This is a genomic window from Bradyrhizobium sp. Kon58 (genome assembly GCF_055807455.1).
Window position 1 is genome coordinate 25,577 of record NZ_JBVVOT010000036.1, and the last position, 14,059, is coordinate 39,635.

14 protein-coding genes are annotated in these 14,059 nt (G+C 66.0%); 4 read left to right on the top strand and 10 right to left on the bottom strand.

Translation table 11 applies throughout. The features are described 5' to 3' along the window. Window positions 1-260: 260 nt before the first annotated feature. Window positions 261-1,385 carry a lactonase family protein gene (locus AC0L20_RS34800; RefSeq protein WP_473294958.1) on the bottom strand — a complete coding sequence of 375 codons (1,125 nt, stop codon included), beginning with the start codon at window positions 1,383-1,385 and terminating at the stop codon, window positions 261-263. Window positions 1,386-1,506: 121 nt separating this feature from the next. Continuing rightward, window positions 1,507-1,638 (bottom strand): hypothetical protein, encoded by a 132-nt coding sequence (locus tag AC0L20_RS34805; protein WP_354127119.1) that lies wholly within the window; start codon window positions 1,636-1,638, stop codon window positions 1,507-1,509. A 138-nt stretch (window positions 1,639-1,776) separates the two neighbouring features. On the opposite strand from AC0L20_RS34805, the gene AC0L20_RS34810 reads away from it, so the two are divergent. Together AC0L20_RS34810 and AC0L20_RS34815 are read left to right on the top strand one after the other, a co-directional pair. Continuing rightward, entirely contained in the window at window positions 1,777-1,953 is a 177-nt protein-coding gene (locus AC0L20_RS34810; RefSeq protein ID WP_473294959.1) for a hypothetical protein, read from the top strand. Window positions 1,954-2,048: 95 nt separating this feature from the next. Then, entirely contained in the window at window positions 2,049-2,171 is a 123-nt protein-coding gene (locus AC0L20_RS34815; RefSeq protein WP_018456612.1) for a hypothetical protein, read from the top strand. Window positions 2,172-2,241: 70 nt separating this feature from the next. On the opposite strand, the gene AC0L20_RS34820 is transcribed toward AC0L20_RS34815, so the two are convergent. The 7 genes from AC0L20_RS34820 to AC0L20_RS34850 all read right to left on the bottom strand — a co-directional run bounded on the left by AC0L20_RS34820 (window position 2,242) and on the right by AC0L20_RS34850 (window position 10,308). Then, complete coding sequence (locus tag AC0L20_RS34820) at window positions 2,242-2,601, bottom strand: hypothetical protein (protein ID WP_473294960.1); 360 nt, start codon at window positions 2,599-2,601, stop codon at window positions 2,242-2,244. Between the two features lie 202 nt (window positions 2,602-2,803). Continuing rightward, window positions 2,804-3,721: an MBL fold metallo-hydrolase gene (locus AC0L20_RS34825; protein ID WP_473294961.1), complete on the bottom strand. Its 918-nt coding sequence runs from the start codon at window positions 3,719-3,721 to the stop codon at window positions 2,804-2,806. Window positions 3,722-3,813: 92 nt separating this feature from the next. Next, window positions 3,814-5,019 (bottom strand): NAD(P)/FAD-dependent oxidoreductase, encoded by a 1,206-nt coding sequence (locus AC0L20_RS34830; protein ID WP_473294962.1) that lies wholly within the window; start codon window positions 5,017-5,019, stop codon window positions 3,814-3,816. Between the two features lie 101 nt (window positions 5,020-5,120). Next, window positions 5,121-5,411 carry a hypothetical protein gene (locus AC0L20_RS34835; protein WP_473294963.1) on the bottom strand — a complete coding sequence of 97 codons (291 nt, stop codon included), beginning with the start codon at window positions 5,409-5,411 and terminating at the stop codon, window positions 5,121-5,123. A 98-nt stretch (window positions 5,412-5,509) separates the two neighbouring features. Beyond that, on the bottom strand, window positions 5,510-6,469 hold the full coding sequence (locus AC0L20_RS34840) for a helix-turn-helix domain-containing protein (protein ID WP_473294964.1): 960 nt from the start codon (window positions 6,467-6,469) through the stop codon (window positions 5,510-5,512). 334 nt (window positions 6,470-6,803) lie between these two features. Then, window positions 6,804-9,467, bottom strand: a complete 2,664-nt coding sequence (locus tag AC0L20_RS34845) for a bifunctional diguanylate cyclase/phosphodiesterase (protein WP_473294965.1) — start codon at window positions 9,465-9,467, stop codon at window positions 6,804-6,806. 139 nt (window positions 9,468-9,606) lie between these two features. Next, the gene (locus tag AC0L20_RS34850; RefSeq protein WP_473294966.1) at window positions 9,607-10,308 is read right to left on the bottom strand and encodes a hypothetical protein; all 702 of its coding nucleotides are present in this window, start codon (window positions 10,306-10,308) and stop codon (window positions 9,607-9,609) included. A gap of 183 nt (window positions 10,309-10,491) precedes the next feature. On the opposite strand from AC0L20_RS34850, the gene AC0L20_RS34855 reads away from it, so the two are divergent. Together AC0L20_RS34855 and AC0L20_RS34860 are read left to right on the top strand one after the other, a co-directional pair. Then, on the top strand, window positions 10,492-11,499 hold the full coding sequence (locus tag AC0L20_RS34855) for a LysM peptidoglycan-binding domain-containing protein (protein ID WP_473294967.1): 1,008 nt from the start codon (window positions 10,492-10,494) through the stop codon (window positions 11,497-11,499). A gap of 261 nt (window positions 11,500-11,760) precedes the next feature. Then, window positions 11,761-13,050: a Spy/CpxP family protein refolding chaperone gene (locus tag AC0L20_RS34860; protein WP_473294968.1), complete on the top strand. Its 1,290-nt coding sequence runs from the start codon at window positions 11,761-11,763 to the stop codon at window positions 13,048-13,050. Here AC0L20_RS34860 and AC0L20_RS34865 read toward each other — a convergent pair whose 3' ends face one another. Further along, entirely contained in the window at window positions 13,051-13,878 is an 828-nt protein-coding gene (locus tag AC0L20_RS34865; protein WP_473294969.1) for a hypothetical protein, read from the bottom strand. Window positions 13,879-14,059 lie beyond the last annotated feature (181 nt).

Below are 14,059 nucleotides of genomic sequence, written 5' to 3' on the forward strand. Positions count from 1 at the left end.
GGGCCGGCCGGATGAGAATGCCGCCGCAGCACGGGCGGCGCGATGCCGCCCGTTGATTTAGTCTTCGGGACCGGCGCCAAGGTTCGTTGTCTTCCACCGTCCCGGCGGCCATCCTTCGAGACGCCCGCCTGCGGCGGGCCCTCAGGATGAGGTCAGGCTTGGCGGCGCGATATCAGACCCTCATGGTGAGGAGCCCGCCAAAGCGGGCGTCTCGAACCATGCAGGCCGAACTCGTCCCGCAGTCTCCAAAGGGAGCCCCCTCACGGCAGGCTCAAGAACTCCACCCAGTTCGGCTTCTTGCCGGTGGCGTAGGATTTCAGCTTGGTGAGCGCGCCGCTGCTCTGGTCGATGGCATAGACCGTCATGCTGTCGGAGAGCTCGCCCACTGCGGCAAGGTAGCGCCCGCCGGGATCGATGTGGAAGCCGCGCGGCTGCTTCTCGGTCGGCACGCTGCCGACCGTGGTCAGCTTGCCATTTGTCGCATCGACCTTGTAGGCGGTGAGCGTGCTGGTGGTACGCTCGGAGGTGTAGAGGAAACGGCCGTCGGGGGTGATGTGGATGTCGGCGGCCCAGGGCTTTCCGGTAAATCCTTCGGGCAGCGCGCTGGTGCGCTGGATCTCGTCCCATGCGCCGCCCTTGGCCTCATAGGCGAACGCCGCGACGTCGCCGTTCAGCTCGTGGAGGAGATAGACGAACTTGCCGTTGGGGTGGAATACGAAATGCCGCGGCCCCGATTTCTCCGGCACCTTGTGAGCCGGCGGATCGCTCGGCGTGAGCGTGCCGGTCGTGGCATCGAACGCGAAGGCCAGGATCTGGTCGGAGCCGAGATTGGTCGCGAACGCGAAGCGGTTGTCGGGCGAGGGCAGGAAGGCGTGCGCGTTCAGCCCGGTCGGGATCACCTGCTTCGGCTCGCCTGTGACGCCGTTGGCGAGCAGCGGATTCAGCGCGACCTTGTTGCCGCCATAGGAGGCGCTGAACAGGAATTTGCCGCTACGGTCGATGGCGATATTGGCCATGCTGTCGGCGAGTGGGCCGTTGCCGAGATGGCTGAGCTGGCCCGTCTTGGGATCGATCGCAAAGCTCACCGCGAGAAACGGCTGCGAGCGGACACCGGCGATCAGCACGCGATGATCGGGCGTGATCGCGAGCGGCGTCGAGGATCCCGGCTTTTCGACGCCGGTGAAGGCGGCCGTCTGCACGGGCGTCATCTCGCCGTTCTCGGCCATCTTGAACACGCTGATGTCGTTGCTGTCGGCATTGCCGACATAGGCGAAGGTCTCGGCCATGCCGGCGCGGACTCCAGAAATGAGAGTGAGGAAAGCAAGCGTGGTGGCGATCGCGGCGCGGGGTACGCCGGATCTGATGCGTCGGGTCGGTCTCAGCATGGGGTCCTCCTGGATGCCGGTGCGGCATTTGTCGTTTTGCCGGCGAGGATAGCGGCAGCCGCCCCGCCGCGCCAAACTCCAATTGGGATCGATCGATGCCGAAATGGTATCGGTGGGAGACCTACCGTATCGCCGCTGTGCGGGAGGGCAGATGGGGCCCGGGCGGGGTGTGGGGCGGCCCGAGCACGGTCCACACGGTGACCGCGAGCAACGCGCAGGTCAGGATCGTCCAGGCGACGAGTCGTTTCCGCATCAGGCCGAATCCGTCAGTCACATGAATGAGAATGCTCCCGGGGGCGGGCCTGGCGATCGTGCACTGCAAATCGCGGCGATCCTATGAACTCGTTCACAGCCGAAGCGAACCAATACCGCGCGAGCGCATTGAACCGGCATGCCCCGTGAAAACGATCTCGAAGGTAAGCCCGACATGGGCGGCAAGCATGGCGGTCAGGCCGGCCAGCCCAAGCTGCCGCCGCGCCCGCATCAGGGCGATCGCGACGAGGACGTCGTGGCAAAGCGCCACACCGGCCAAACCGATCCCAGCTCCGCGCCGACCAAACCAAAATAGCACCTCGCCCGCGCCGCCGCGCACTGGGAACGGCAGCCTCGCCTTGCCGTTACCCTGATCCCGCGGGCGGAGCAGATCGAAACGGAGGCTGGCACGTGTTTTGGATTTATTGGGACACCGCCTGGTCGCTCATCATCAGTGGCATCATGTTCGCCACGATCGTCGCCCATCCCGACTCAGAGTTCGTCGAGATCCACGCGGCCAAGCAGGTCAAGTGAGCCCGCGCCGGCCGGTTCAGCGGCGCATCATCGTATGCTGGGCCGAGCCGGGACATCAGAATTCAAAATCTCAAATCATGCTGCCCGGCATGAAGCAGCGGATCTTGGCGCGGCCGTTGACGTAATACGGCCAGACCATGGTGCGGCCGGCGCGGTTCGGCTCGGTGATCACGGTGTCGTCGGGCACCTCGATCCAGTCGCCCAGGAGTCGCACGCGATAATGTCCGTTGCTCGTGTCCCAGTCGACATCGTCCAGGGCGGTGCCGTCGGCGTCGGCGCAGCAGGGACCGCCGCCCTTGCTGTGCAGGCTCTCGAACCAGCCCTTGAGGGGAGAGTTCGCATAGCGACCGTCGTCGCGGGCCTGCACGGATGGGCCGATCATGGCAGCAACCGCTACGAGAGTGACCATCCTGAATGCCGCGATCGTCATATAGCCTCGCTCGATCTCGCGCGCGCACGAGCGCAGACGAGGAGCCGCCTGCGCGGCACGTGACGCAATGCTGGCTGGCGCCGCCGACCGGTTCCAGCCGTCTCAGCGGGGCGATAACCGCGAGGGTCGATGTTTGATCCTATTTTGGAGGGCGCGGACCTATCGAGTCCGCGCCCTGCTTCGGCTCTAACCCGGCAAGCGGTCAGTAGTCCCAGAACACCGGTACCCAACGGAAGGCGTCGCCGTCGGCAGCCACTCGGCCCACGGACGGGAACGGCAAGTGCGTCGCCACCAGCATCTCGCCGGTCTCGGCAAGCTGTCGCAAGAGACGAACGCGAACACGCGCGGCCTCCTCGGGGTCGTGCTCGAAACCGTTAAACCAGTCGGGTTGCTCGAACCCGACGGCAAACACCGCATCGCCGGCGAATGTCAGCGCGTCGTCGCCGGACGCCATGCGAACCACGCTGTGTCCGGGGGTGTGACCGCCGGTGCGACGGGCGACGACGCCAGGCGCAATCTCTTGCTCATCATCGAACAGCCGCAGCTGAGGGCCGTACTCCTTCAGGAACTGCTTGGCGGTCGATCGCAGCGCGTCCGGAAACCCTTCCGGCATGGCAGTGCGGGAGAAATCAGGCGCTTCCCAGAACTTGACCTCAGCGGCCGCGACGTGGATCCGCAGGTCCTTGCGCAGCTGCTGCTTCACGCCGTCGACCAGCAGGCCGCCAATGTGGTCCATGTGCAGATGGGTGAGCACCAGATCGGTTACCGCCGAAAGATCGATGCCCGCGGCCGCCAGTCGCCTGATCAACTGCCCGGCGCGCGGCAAGTTCAGGTTCGGGTCCGAGCCCAGTCCGGCGTCGATGAGGATGGTCTTGCCGCCGCTGCGAACCATGACGGCGTTCAGCGCCCAGTCGAAAGCATCCTGCGGCAGGAACATGTCGTGCAGCCAGGTCGCCCGCACGGCCGGGTCGGCGTTGTGCGCGAGCATCTTGGTCGGCAGCGGCAGCACGCCGTCGCTGACCACCAGCACGTCGATCTCGCCGATCTTCAGCGCGTAGCGCGACGGAACGAGCTCTTCGGGTCCCGATGACACGGGATATGAGGTGTTGTGCAGATTCATGTTGGTCTCCTGTTCGAGGGTAGAGGCTTCCGGCTGGTGGTTGAGCAGACCGCGCCGCCGGGGAGAGCGCAGCCCGTGATCGCCTTGGTGCGCTAGACGTCGGTCACGCGTTCCGGATCGGCCGACGCGAGCGCCAGGGCGCGCTCCGCCTTCGGCGGATAGATCCAGACGGTGTTGATCTCACGCTTGGTCTTCTTGGCGACGTCGGCGACCAGCTCGACCTTGCGCTCCCATCCGCGTGTGAACAGCGCGCCGGCTTCGCCGAGGTCGAGGCAGGTGACGTAGGCCTTCTGGTGGTAGGGCCTGGTCGGAACGCCGAGCAATTCGGCCGCGGCATTGTTGCCGGCAAAGGCGCCCATTCGCGTGGCGTGCTGGCACGACATCAGTGCGTAATTGCCCTCGTCGTCGCAGGCGGCGCGTGCTGCGTCGCCGGCAGCGAAGACACCCTGAACGCCTGGCACCTGCAAGCAGCGATCGACCAGCAACCGTCCGAAATTGTCGCGCTCGGCGGGAATCTGCCCGGCCAGCGGCGCTGCACGCATGCCCGCTGCCCAGATCATCGTCTCGGTTTCAATGTGCTCACCGCTGGACAAGGTGACGCCGCTCTCGTCGAGCGCGGCGACGCCGGCACCGAGCCGTGTCTCGACGCCGACCTTGCGCAAGGCTTCCTCGATGACGGGGCGGGCGCCTGCACCCATGTCGGGTGCGATCGCAGTGTTGCGATCGACGATGACGACGCGCGTCCTGGCATTGGGGCCCAGGATTTCGCGCAGCCGCGTCGGCATTTCGGTGGCCGCTTCGATCCCGGTGAAGCCGCCGCCGGCGACGACGACGGTGTCGCGTCCGTTCACGGCGGGCCGCTTCGCGAGACCGTGCAGATGCTTGTCGAGTGCAACGGCATCGTCGAGCGAATCGACGCTGAAGCCGTGCTCGGCGAGGCCCGGAATGTTCGGACGGAACAGCCGGCTGCCGGTGGTCACGACCAGGCGGTCGTAGGACAGCGTCTTTCGCGCGCCCTTCGATGGCGTGATCTGCACCGTTCGGGCCTCGGTGTTGATCGTCTCGGCGCTCCCCTGGATGTAGTCGACGTCGATCGCCTCGAGGACCTCGAGCAGCGGGGCCGTCAGAGTTTCCGGCTTCGGCTCGTAGAGCCGCGGACGGACCACCAGCGTCGGCTCCAGTGAGACGAGCGCGATCTGCAGATCTTGTGGCGAGACGCCCCGGATGTCGCGCAGCCGCGCTGCGGAAAGGGCGGCGTACATGCCGGCGAAGCCGGCGCCGATGATGACGAGTCGCATGGATTTTCTCCTTGGTTGCTGTTCGAAAGATCGCGCACGACCGCGCTGCTGCGTTGAGGGCAGCGTCCGGCGTCGGCGCGTGGGTGGGTTGGATCGCTGGCTTAGGGCCCGATGCAGCGTGCCATCACCGATCTCGGCGGCTGGCCGTAGCCCAAGACGACGGGCTGAGGCTCATTTCGACCCCAGTCCTGATAGGGAAGGCCGGCGCCATTTCGGATCACGATGGAAACGGGCGGCCGTGCCGGGTGCAGGGTGTAGGCCGGAATTTCCACTTCCTCGCCCGTCGCCGACGTGAAGCGAACGGCCAGCGAGAGTCCGTACAAGGTCGCGGTCGCGAGGCTTCGGCGGCGTGACGACATCAGCCGTCGGCTGACGAAGTTTTTCCAGGTCATCTTTGGTCTCCCTCGATTGGTCTGGACATGGAGATGATGTAGCTGACCCGATTTGCCGTTGCCCCAGCGCGATTGCCGTCGCTGTCGAGAGATTGCTGCTAACGCATGCGCCTGCGCCAATCGCTCGGCGTCTCGCCCGTCAGCTTCTTGAATGCCGCGGCGAAGGCGGTCTGCGAGGAATAACCAAGCGCCGCGGCGACCGAGACGATCGATTCGTCGCTGTCCCGCAGCATGTTCATGGCCTGCTCGAGCCGGTGCTGGCGCAGCCAGGCATGTGGTGACAGCCCGGTGCTCTCCTTGAAGGACCGGCAGAAATGGAAGCGCGACAGTCCGGCATCGGACGCCAGCGCATCGAGCGAGACGTCCGCTTCACTGTCTGAGCGCAATCGTTCGATCGCACGGAGCAGGACCTTCGGCGCCAATCCGCCCATGGTCGGCTGGAACGTGGTCGGCGATCCCGCATGCGCAGCCAAAAGGCGCGTGGCCAGAAGATCCGTGAGCTGATGCCGGAACAGCGTATCAAGGATGCCATGGCTTTCCAGCGAATCCGCCGCGCTCAGGAGCAGTCGGGACGTGATCGTGTCGGGATGCGCCGTTCGCTCGATCAATTCGGCGGTCCCGGCGGTCCCGGCCTCGCCGGCGATGCGCTGCAGCGTTGCGTCGGGAAGGTAGAGCTGCACGACGTCGACGGGCTTCGGAATGTCCCATCGGGAGCTCGACCCTTCTGGAACGATGTTCACGACCCCCGGACGAAACGTGCCGATCGCGATCGATTTTCCCGAGCGCCGCTCCATGCGCTGCATCACGCCTTTATGCGCCATGATCACGTGATGGCGCATGGGCTCGACAACGTCGTGCAGCGGATCATGCTTCCAGTGCGCGATACCGGCACCGGAGGAGTCCAGCGCCATGCGAAACGGCTGGGTCCTGAGCACGCGCGCCATCTCCCCGTCGGCGGCGCGCCGCTCGGACGTCGAGCGGTCGTCAGGCTGTGCGTCGGGTGCGGGCGGCAAGCCCTTGTGCGAGGGATTGCGCATGAGTGCAGTGTTCCCGGTCATGATGTGGCTCCTGCTGATCAACTCGGGCTTTCGATCAGTCGTCCGCATTTGTACGGAACGGCGCGTGTTCTATGCGCCGCGGTTGCGGTGCGTATTTCCTGAACCCGGCATGCTTTGTCCGATCCTGCTCCAAGCCGGCCCGCGCTTTCGCGAACGCACGGTGAGCGGGCGGGGAGGAGAAGTGCTTGTGAGAAAAGGGGGGCAGGCCGCCACACGGCCGTCACATCGATGTCGCGATCGGGCACGCTTGTGGCGCGGGATGGCCGGATTTCGAAGCGGACAAGCCTCGTCCGGAAATCCTCCAAAAGGAGGGGACCGGATGACCCGGGCGCTGCTAGGCTGCGGCCGCCTGTGCCGACAACAGCTGCTTCAGTTTCGTCGCCGGCACGGCCGGGCTGAACAGCCAGCCCTGCATCTGGCTGCATCCGAGCTGGAGCAGCACTTTGCGCTGGGCTTCGGTCTCGACGCCTTCCGCGGTCGTCACCATGTGGCGGGCGGCGGCCATGTGCACCACCGCCTGCACGATCGGCGAGGAATCCTCGGGTTCGCCGATGTCGCAGATGAAGCTGCGGTCGATCTTGATCTTGTCGAACGGGAAGCGATGCAAATAGCTCAGCGACGAATAGCCGGTGCCGAAATCGTCGAGTGCGATGCGTACGCCGAGCTCGCGCAGCTGCTGCAGGATCGTCAGCGCCTCCTGGTCGTCGCGGATCAGGACAGTCTCGGTGATCTCGAGCTCGAGCCGTCCGGGGGCGAGACCCGACTCGGCGAGGGCGGCGGCGACCTTCAGCGCCAATGTCCGCGAGCGGAATTGTACCGGTGAGACGTTGACCGCGATGTGGATATCGCCGGGCCAGGAGGCGGCCTCGGTGCAGGCCTGCCTCAGCACCCATTCGCCGATCTCGCCGATCAATCCGGTCTCTTCCGCAACCGGGATGAAGTCGGCTGGCGAGACCATGCCACGCTCCGGATGGTGCCAGCGCAGCAGCGCTTCGCAGCCGGTGACGACGTTGGCCGCGAGATCGACCAGCGGCTGGTAGTGCACCTCGAATTCGCCGCGGGCCAGCGCCTGGCGCAGATCGAACTCGAGCTGGCGGCGCAGCCGCGCCTTGGCGTCGTATTCGGGCGCGAAGACACGGAAGGTGCGGCGGCCCTCGGATTTCGCCGCATACATCGCGAGGTCCGCGCGCTTGAGCAGATCGTCGGGATTGTCGCCGTGGTCGGGCGCGATCGCGATGCCGATACTGGCATCGGTCGGGATTTCCTGGCCATTGTAGTTTACGGGCGCGCGCAGCGCCTTGAGGATCTGCTCAGCCAGCGCCGTCAGCTCGGCCACATCGCTTGTGCCGGCCTTGACGATGGCGAATTCGTCTCCGCCCAGCCGTGCGACCATGTCGTTGCCGCTGACGCAGGCGCGCAGGCGGTTTGCGACCTGGCGCAGCAACTCGTCGCCGACCTCGTGTCCGAGCGAATCGTTGACGCCCTTGAACTCGTCGACGTCGATATAGAGGATCGCGAACGGCTTGCCCTGGGCAAGCTCCGCGACGCGCCGCTCCAGATGGCCGCGCATCAGCACGCGGTTGGGCAGGTCGGTCAGCGCGTCGTAATGCGCCATATGCGCGATGCGCTCGTCGGCGCGGATGCGCTCGGTGACGTCGTCATGGGTCGCGAGCCAGCCGCCGGCGGCACCGGGCTGGTTCTTGATCTCGATCAGGCGGCCATCCGAGGTCTCGACGATCGTGCTCTGCGTCTGCCCGGCATTGCCCAAAATGTCGTCGCAATAGGCATCGACGTCGCCATGGAACGAACCGGTGTCCTGGCGATGCTGGATCACCTCGCGGAAATACGCGCCGGGCTTCACCACGTCTGCCGACAGTCCGTACATCTCGATGTAGCGCCGGTTGCAGACGATCAGCCGCTCGTCCTGATCGAACATCAGGAGACCCTGCGTCATCGTGTTCATCGCGGTGTCGAGCTGGTGCTTCTCCACGGCGAGCCGACGGGTCATCTGGCGGAAGATCAAATAGAGCGTGAGCACGAGCAGGCCGATCGAGAGCACGGCGACGGCCACGAAGAATTTGGTTTGGGTGTGCCATGACGCCAGCGTCGCATCCAGCGACTTGGTCGCGACCACCACCAGCGGCTCGCCGGCCAGGAGGCGTGCAGCGACGATGCGATCCTTGCCGTCGATCGGGCTTGCGAGCTGGGTCGTGACGAAGGTGCGCTCGAACACGGCCATCTGCTCGGGCGTGCCGTTGCGGAAATTCTGCCCGATCATCGCGTCCACATGCGGAATGCGCGCGAGCAACTGGCCGTTCTGGTGGTGCATCGCGATCGAGGAGTCCTCGCCGAGCCCGCTCGAGGCGAAGAAGGATTCGAGCTGGTCGGGTGCGATCGCGCGCGAGACCAGCCCAAGGAATTCGCCGTGAGGACCGGAGACGCGGCGGGCGAACACGATCGCCGGTCCGCTGCCCAACCGTCCGGGCACCACCTCGACCTCCTCCTGCGAGGCCGGATCGTTCTTGAGGCGATCGAAATAGCCGCGGTCGGAGACCGAAACATCGGCGACCGGCCAGCGCCGCGACGAGTTGATCAGCACGCCCTTGGCATCGAACAAATTGGCACCGGCGACGTCGGACCAGCCGCTGGCCTTGGCGCGCAGCACTTCGTGCACAGCGAGCGTGCCCATCTCGCTGCGGAAGACATCGGCGGATTCGATGCCGTGGCTTTCGAGCTCGGCGATGATGCTCTTCTGCAGCACCGCGAAGTCCTCGAACTCGCGGTCGAAATGGCGGGCGAGCAATCGGACCGCGCTCTCAAGGCTGTCGCGTCCGCTTTCGATCGCGTTCTGCCGGAAGCGGTCGACGGTGAGCGCGGTGCCGATCGCCATTGCGGCCATCAGCACGAAGCCGCCTGCGATCAGCCATGTCAGCGGCGCGCCGCGCCAACGGCGCAGCAACGCGCGCATGCGCGCGCTCCATCGGATCGATGTGCCCATGCAGCCCTCCCGTGGGATGCAAGATGCGGCAAAACCGACAAGGCCACGTTACCAGTAAGGGTTAGGAAAACATGAATCGGAGCGTAATCAGAGGGTTGGTTCCATCGCTTGTCTGAAGTCGCGGTGGCCCATGGTTCCCTCAGCGTCGGATCTCCCACCTCAGCGCTTCCGCATTGGTCCTGGCGAACATCGCCGGCACGTCGAAGGTCCCGGTCTTGAGATCATAGCGGCAGCGCCAGTCTGCCAATCCCTTCACGGCGACGTTCTTCGGATGCTTGTCCATTTCGCCCGACAGCGAGATCACGAGGTAACGGTTGTCCGGCCAGTGCACGCCGAGGCCGCGATAGGCCTGTTCGGTGCCTTTCACGAGATTGGCCGAGATGTGGTAGTCGAGCTTCATCTTCCCGGTGTCCGGCCGGCTGTGGAAATAGGCCCAGGCCAAATCGCTGAGCGAGGTCTTCGTCGCGCTGACGAAAGCACCCTTCTCGGCATGGTAGAGATAGAGGTCCTGCTCGCCGGAGCCGGTCTTCTGCATCCGCACCAGCCATTGCGAGTCGGGCGTGAAGCGGAAGCCGGCGCCGTAACCCTGCTCGGGCTTGAGCTCCGTCATCTGTTCGCCACGCCTCGCCCAGGCCTGCCATTTGACGTCGAAATCCCCGCCGTCCTTCATGTACTGCTCGATCCCAGTGGCGCCGTCGGGAGAGGTGAAGGCGAGATCGGCATTGTCGGTGAGGATGTAATCCGGCGGCGGGCCGGACGCGGCGAGCCCTGGAGTTGCGGCCATTGTCAGGGCAAGCACCAGCCCAACAAGCAATTGTGCGGGACGGCAAAATGCGTTCACGGGACAATTCCTCGAGAAAAATGCCGCGATGCGGCCTTGAGCATTTGACACCGGCGGGGGTGCGTCGGTTCATCTCCGTGCCGGCTCATCATCCTATCGACCGTCTTGCTGCCGTGGCCAAAACGGCGCAACTTGCCGGCTCCATTGATTTGCAAAGTTCTTCCTGATCAAGGTTCGTTTCCGATGGTGACCGCATCCAAGGCCTTCATTGCATTCTGTGTGCTCGCGGTGGGCGGCACCGTGCTGGTGATCGGCCCCACCGAGCTGCGTCGCCTGCTGCCGATGGGGGCGAAGACCGACATCGCCGCCAAGCCGGAACCCAAGGTCGAGCCCAAGGTCGAACCCAAGCCGGAAGAGCCCAAGCTCGCCGCGGTCGCGCCGCCGGCACCAGCTGCATCTCCGCCGCCGGCCCCCGAGCCGAAGGCGGGTGCATTGGCTGAAACCCAGAAGCAGGTCACGGCCGCGCTGGCCGATCTTGCACCGGTCAAGCCGCCGCCGGCGGTTGCCGATAGCGGCCCCCGTTTCGACGTCGCGCGCGTCGACGATCACGGCGAGGCGGCGGTGATCGCGGGCCAGGCGACGCCGGGCGCCAAGGTCGAGCTGCTGCGCGACGGCAAGCCGCTCGACAGTGTGGTGGCGGATGCCTCGGGCCAATTCGTGATGACGCCGCCGCAGCTTCCCGCCGGTTCCTATGAGCTGACCCTGCGGGCGAAATCACCTGACGGCACCGTCACGCAATCCGGCCGCAGCATGCCGGTGGTGATCGCCCAAGCCGCGCCGCCGCCCGCGCGCCCTGCACCGGTCGCGCGGCAAGAGACGAAGCAGGAAGCGAAGGCCGAGAAGCCCGACGACAAGTCGGATGTCGTGGCATCTTTATCGGACAGGCCTGCGGCCCGGCCGAGATTGATGGGCGCACCGAAACCAAAGGGCGGGTCGGGGGTCATGGCGCGGGCGCCCGCGGCCACGACCGTCGCATCGGCCTCGCCGGCGGACGCCATCAGCGGTGCATCGGCGGAAACAGGCGGCAGCCGGGTGATCTCCCGCGGCGACAGCCTGTGGGCGCTCAGCCGGCTCGCTTACGGCGACGGCGCCCGCTTTGCCGTGATCTACAACGCCAACCGCGCCAAGATCCACAATCCCAATCTGATCTATCCCGGTCAGACTTTTGTGGTGCCGCAGAAGACGGAGTGAGGGCGACGCTTCGCCGCGGCGCCTGCATTCTTGTGCATTCTTGCAGCCAAGAGCGCTGTTGTTCTCCCTCGCCCCGTTCTTACGGGGAGAGGGCGGGGTGAGGGGCTCTCTCCGCGAGGACGCACCCAGTTGGCACTCCCGCACTCCGCGACGCTTTGCCCTGTGCGCTTCCGGAACATTTGGTTCCCTCGCGCGTCATTGGGATGCGACGCGATGCGCGCTTGGCGCCGGAGGAGGGCCAAGGTGGACAGGTCAGTGGTCATGTCGAGATCACGCTTGGGGCTCAGGCCAAGGCTGGGGCTGGCGCTATCAGGCGCAACCCTCGTGATTCTGGCGGTGCTGTTGCCAGGTCGCGCCGAGGCGCAGTTCGGCTTCCGCGGCGGCCCGCTCGGTGTCGCGCGCTTTGCCGTCGGCCACATGATCGGCATGTCGCGCTTGCGCCATGCCCGCATGGCGGTGCGGGGCAGCCGATACCGCTCCGCAGGGTTGAGGTCGCAAGATCCTCGCGGCTCAGAGCGCGGCCAGCCTGCGAATCCTTACGTGCTTCGTGCCGCGATGACGGCGCAAGCTGCGCTGTCGGGCTGGCGCGGCGGCCGCCGTCCGCAGGGCTGGTGGCGCCATCCCGACGGCAGCTACGGCTGGGTCGGCCCGGTGTTCTGGCCGTTCGCGCATGACGATCTCACCACCGCAATCATCCTCGGCGATACGACCAGCCTCTCGCTCTATGGCTATGGCGACATCTATGCCGCGATCTTCGCGCCCTATGCGGCCACGGAGCTTGCCGCCTACACCGCGCCGCACGGCCGGCGCGGACGGCGAGTCCCGACCGCGGAGACGGTCTGCGATGCCAGCGACACCGGCGGCCTGCCGGTCAATCGCATCGCCGCCATCGTGCAACCGAATGAATTGCAGCGCACAGCGCTCGACGAGCTCGCCGCCGCCTGGGCATCCGCGCGCGACACCATCCGCGCCGCCTGTCCGACGCAGGTCCCCGCGACGGCCATCGAGCGCCTCGGCCTGATGCGCGAGCGCATCGAGGCCATGATCAAGGCGACGGACGCGGTCGCGCCGTCGCTCGCAAAATTCGTCGATCTCCTCGACGACGACCAGAAGGCCAAGCTCGACGGCCTGGCCAAGGAGCGCCGCGCCGCGCTCGCGTCGATCCAGCAAAAGAATCCCCAGGCGGCATCGGCCTGCCAGGCGGACAGCGATCCCCGCTACGACGAGAAGCTGCAGCGCCAATACGAGCAGCTCATTCAGCAGCAATGGCCCGCGGCCGAGATCGCCTCCACCCTCAAGCTCGACGACACCGCCCGCGCGCGTCTCGACGTGCTCCAGGACACCACGCTGCGCACCATGGAAACGCTCAGCGCCTGTCCGTCACAGGCCGCACCGACACCACAGGCACGCCTCACGGCGGTGAAGGCGCGGCTGGAGATGATGCTGCAGGCGGTGAACGGCGTTAGTGACGCGCTCGACGATTTCGAGGCGGATTTGAGCGACGAGCAGAAGGCGGGGTTCGAGGCGATGGGGCCGAAGCGCGGGGCGTGATCACCCGCACGCCCACTCGAACTTCATGTCCTTGAAGTCGAGCTGCGCGTTGCCGCTGCCGAAATTGTAGCCGCCGAAATATTCCTCGAACTCGATGTAGAACGGGCTCATCTCCGGCACGGCCTGGCAGGGCCGCATGGTGCCGCCGAGGTGGTTGTGAGCGTGGTCCTTGCCCCAGTCATGCGAGCGGAAATTTTCGGTGCTCGGGACGCCGTCGACAAAGAAGTAGTAGGACTGATAGTCGCTCGGCGGGTTGCGCGGGAAGTGCGGGTCCTGCGGGGCCTTGCCGGCATTGGGATCGGTCGCGCGCGGCATCAAGGCGATCGCGAGATTCTCCGCCAGGTCACCCCGCGGAGGGCCGGCGAACATCTTCTGCGCGAAGGGCGGGGCGGATTCGAAGAAAGCGCTGGCGCCGCCGACATCGAGCCAGCGCGGCCGCTCCACTGTCGCAAGCGGAAGCGGCGCGGGCGGCGTTGCGAACGGGCCCTCGTACTCATGCTTCGTCAGCAGCAGCGCGGCATACTCGTAATCAAGGATGTCGGTCATACGCGAAAGCCGCGGATGCGCTGGTCGCGCCAGCACGGCCTCGCGCATCTCGGGATCGTCGGGTGCCCCGCCGTCGTTGTGATCGGGCGGCGTGGCAAAGAACGACACCGCGACGATGTCCTCGCCATGCACGCGATAATCCTCCGGCAGCTTCAAGGTGAAGCCGTGCATCAGCGGAAACCCGGTGACTGGATCGAGCGGCCATTGCTCGCTCGTGATGCCCGGCGGCAGGCCGTAGACCCAGCCATGATCACGCGCGCGATCGGCGGGCCGGTCCAGCATCTGCAAATCATACGCACGCGACGGCAAGGCAAGCGCCACAGGTCAGCTCCATCCGAACTTTCGCCTCAACGCGGAGGCGATCGTTAGTCGCGAGGACGAGAGATGTGGTTCGTGGGGATAATACCATCCTGCCGGTGTTTTGCCCGACGAGTCAAACCGCCTCCAGCCAATTCCGTACCCG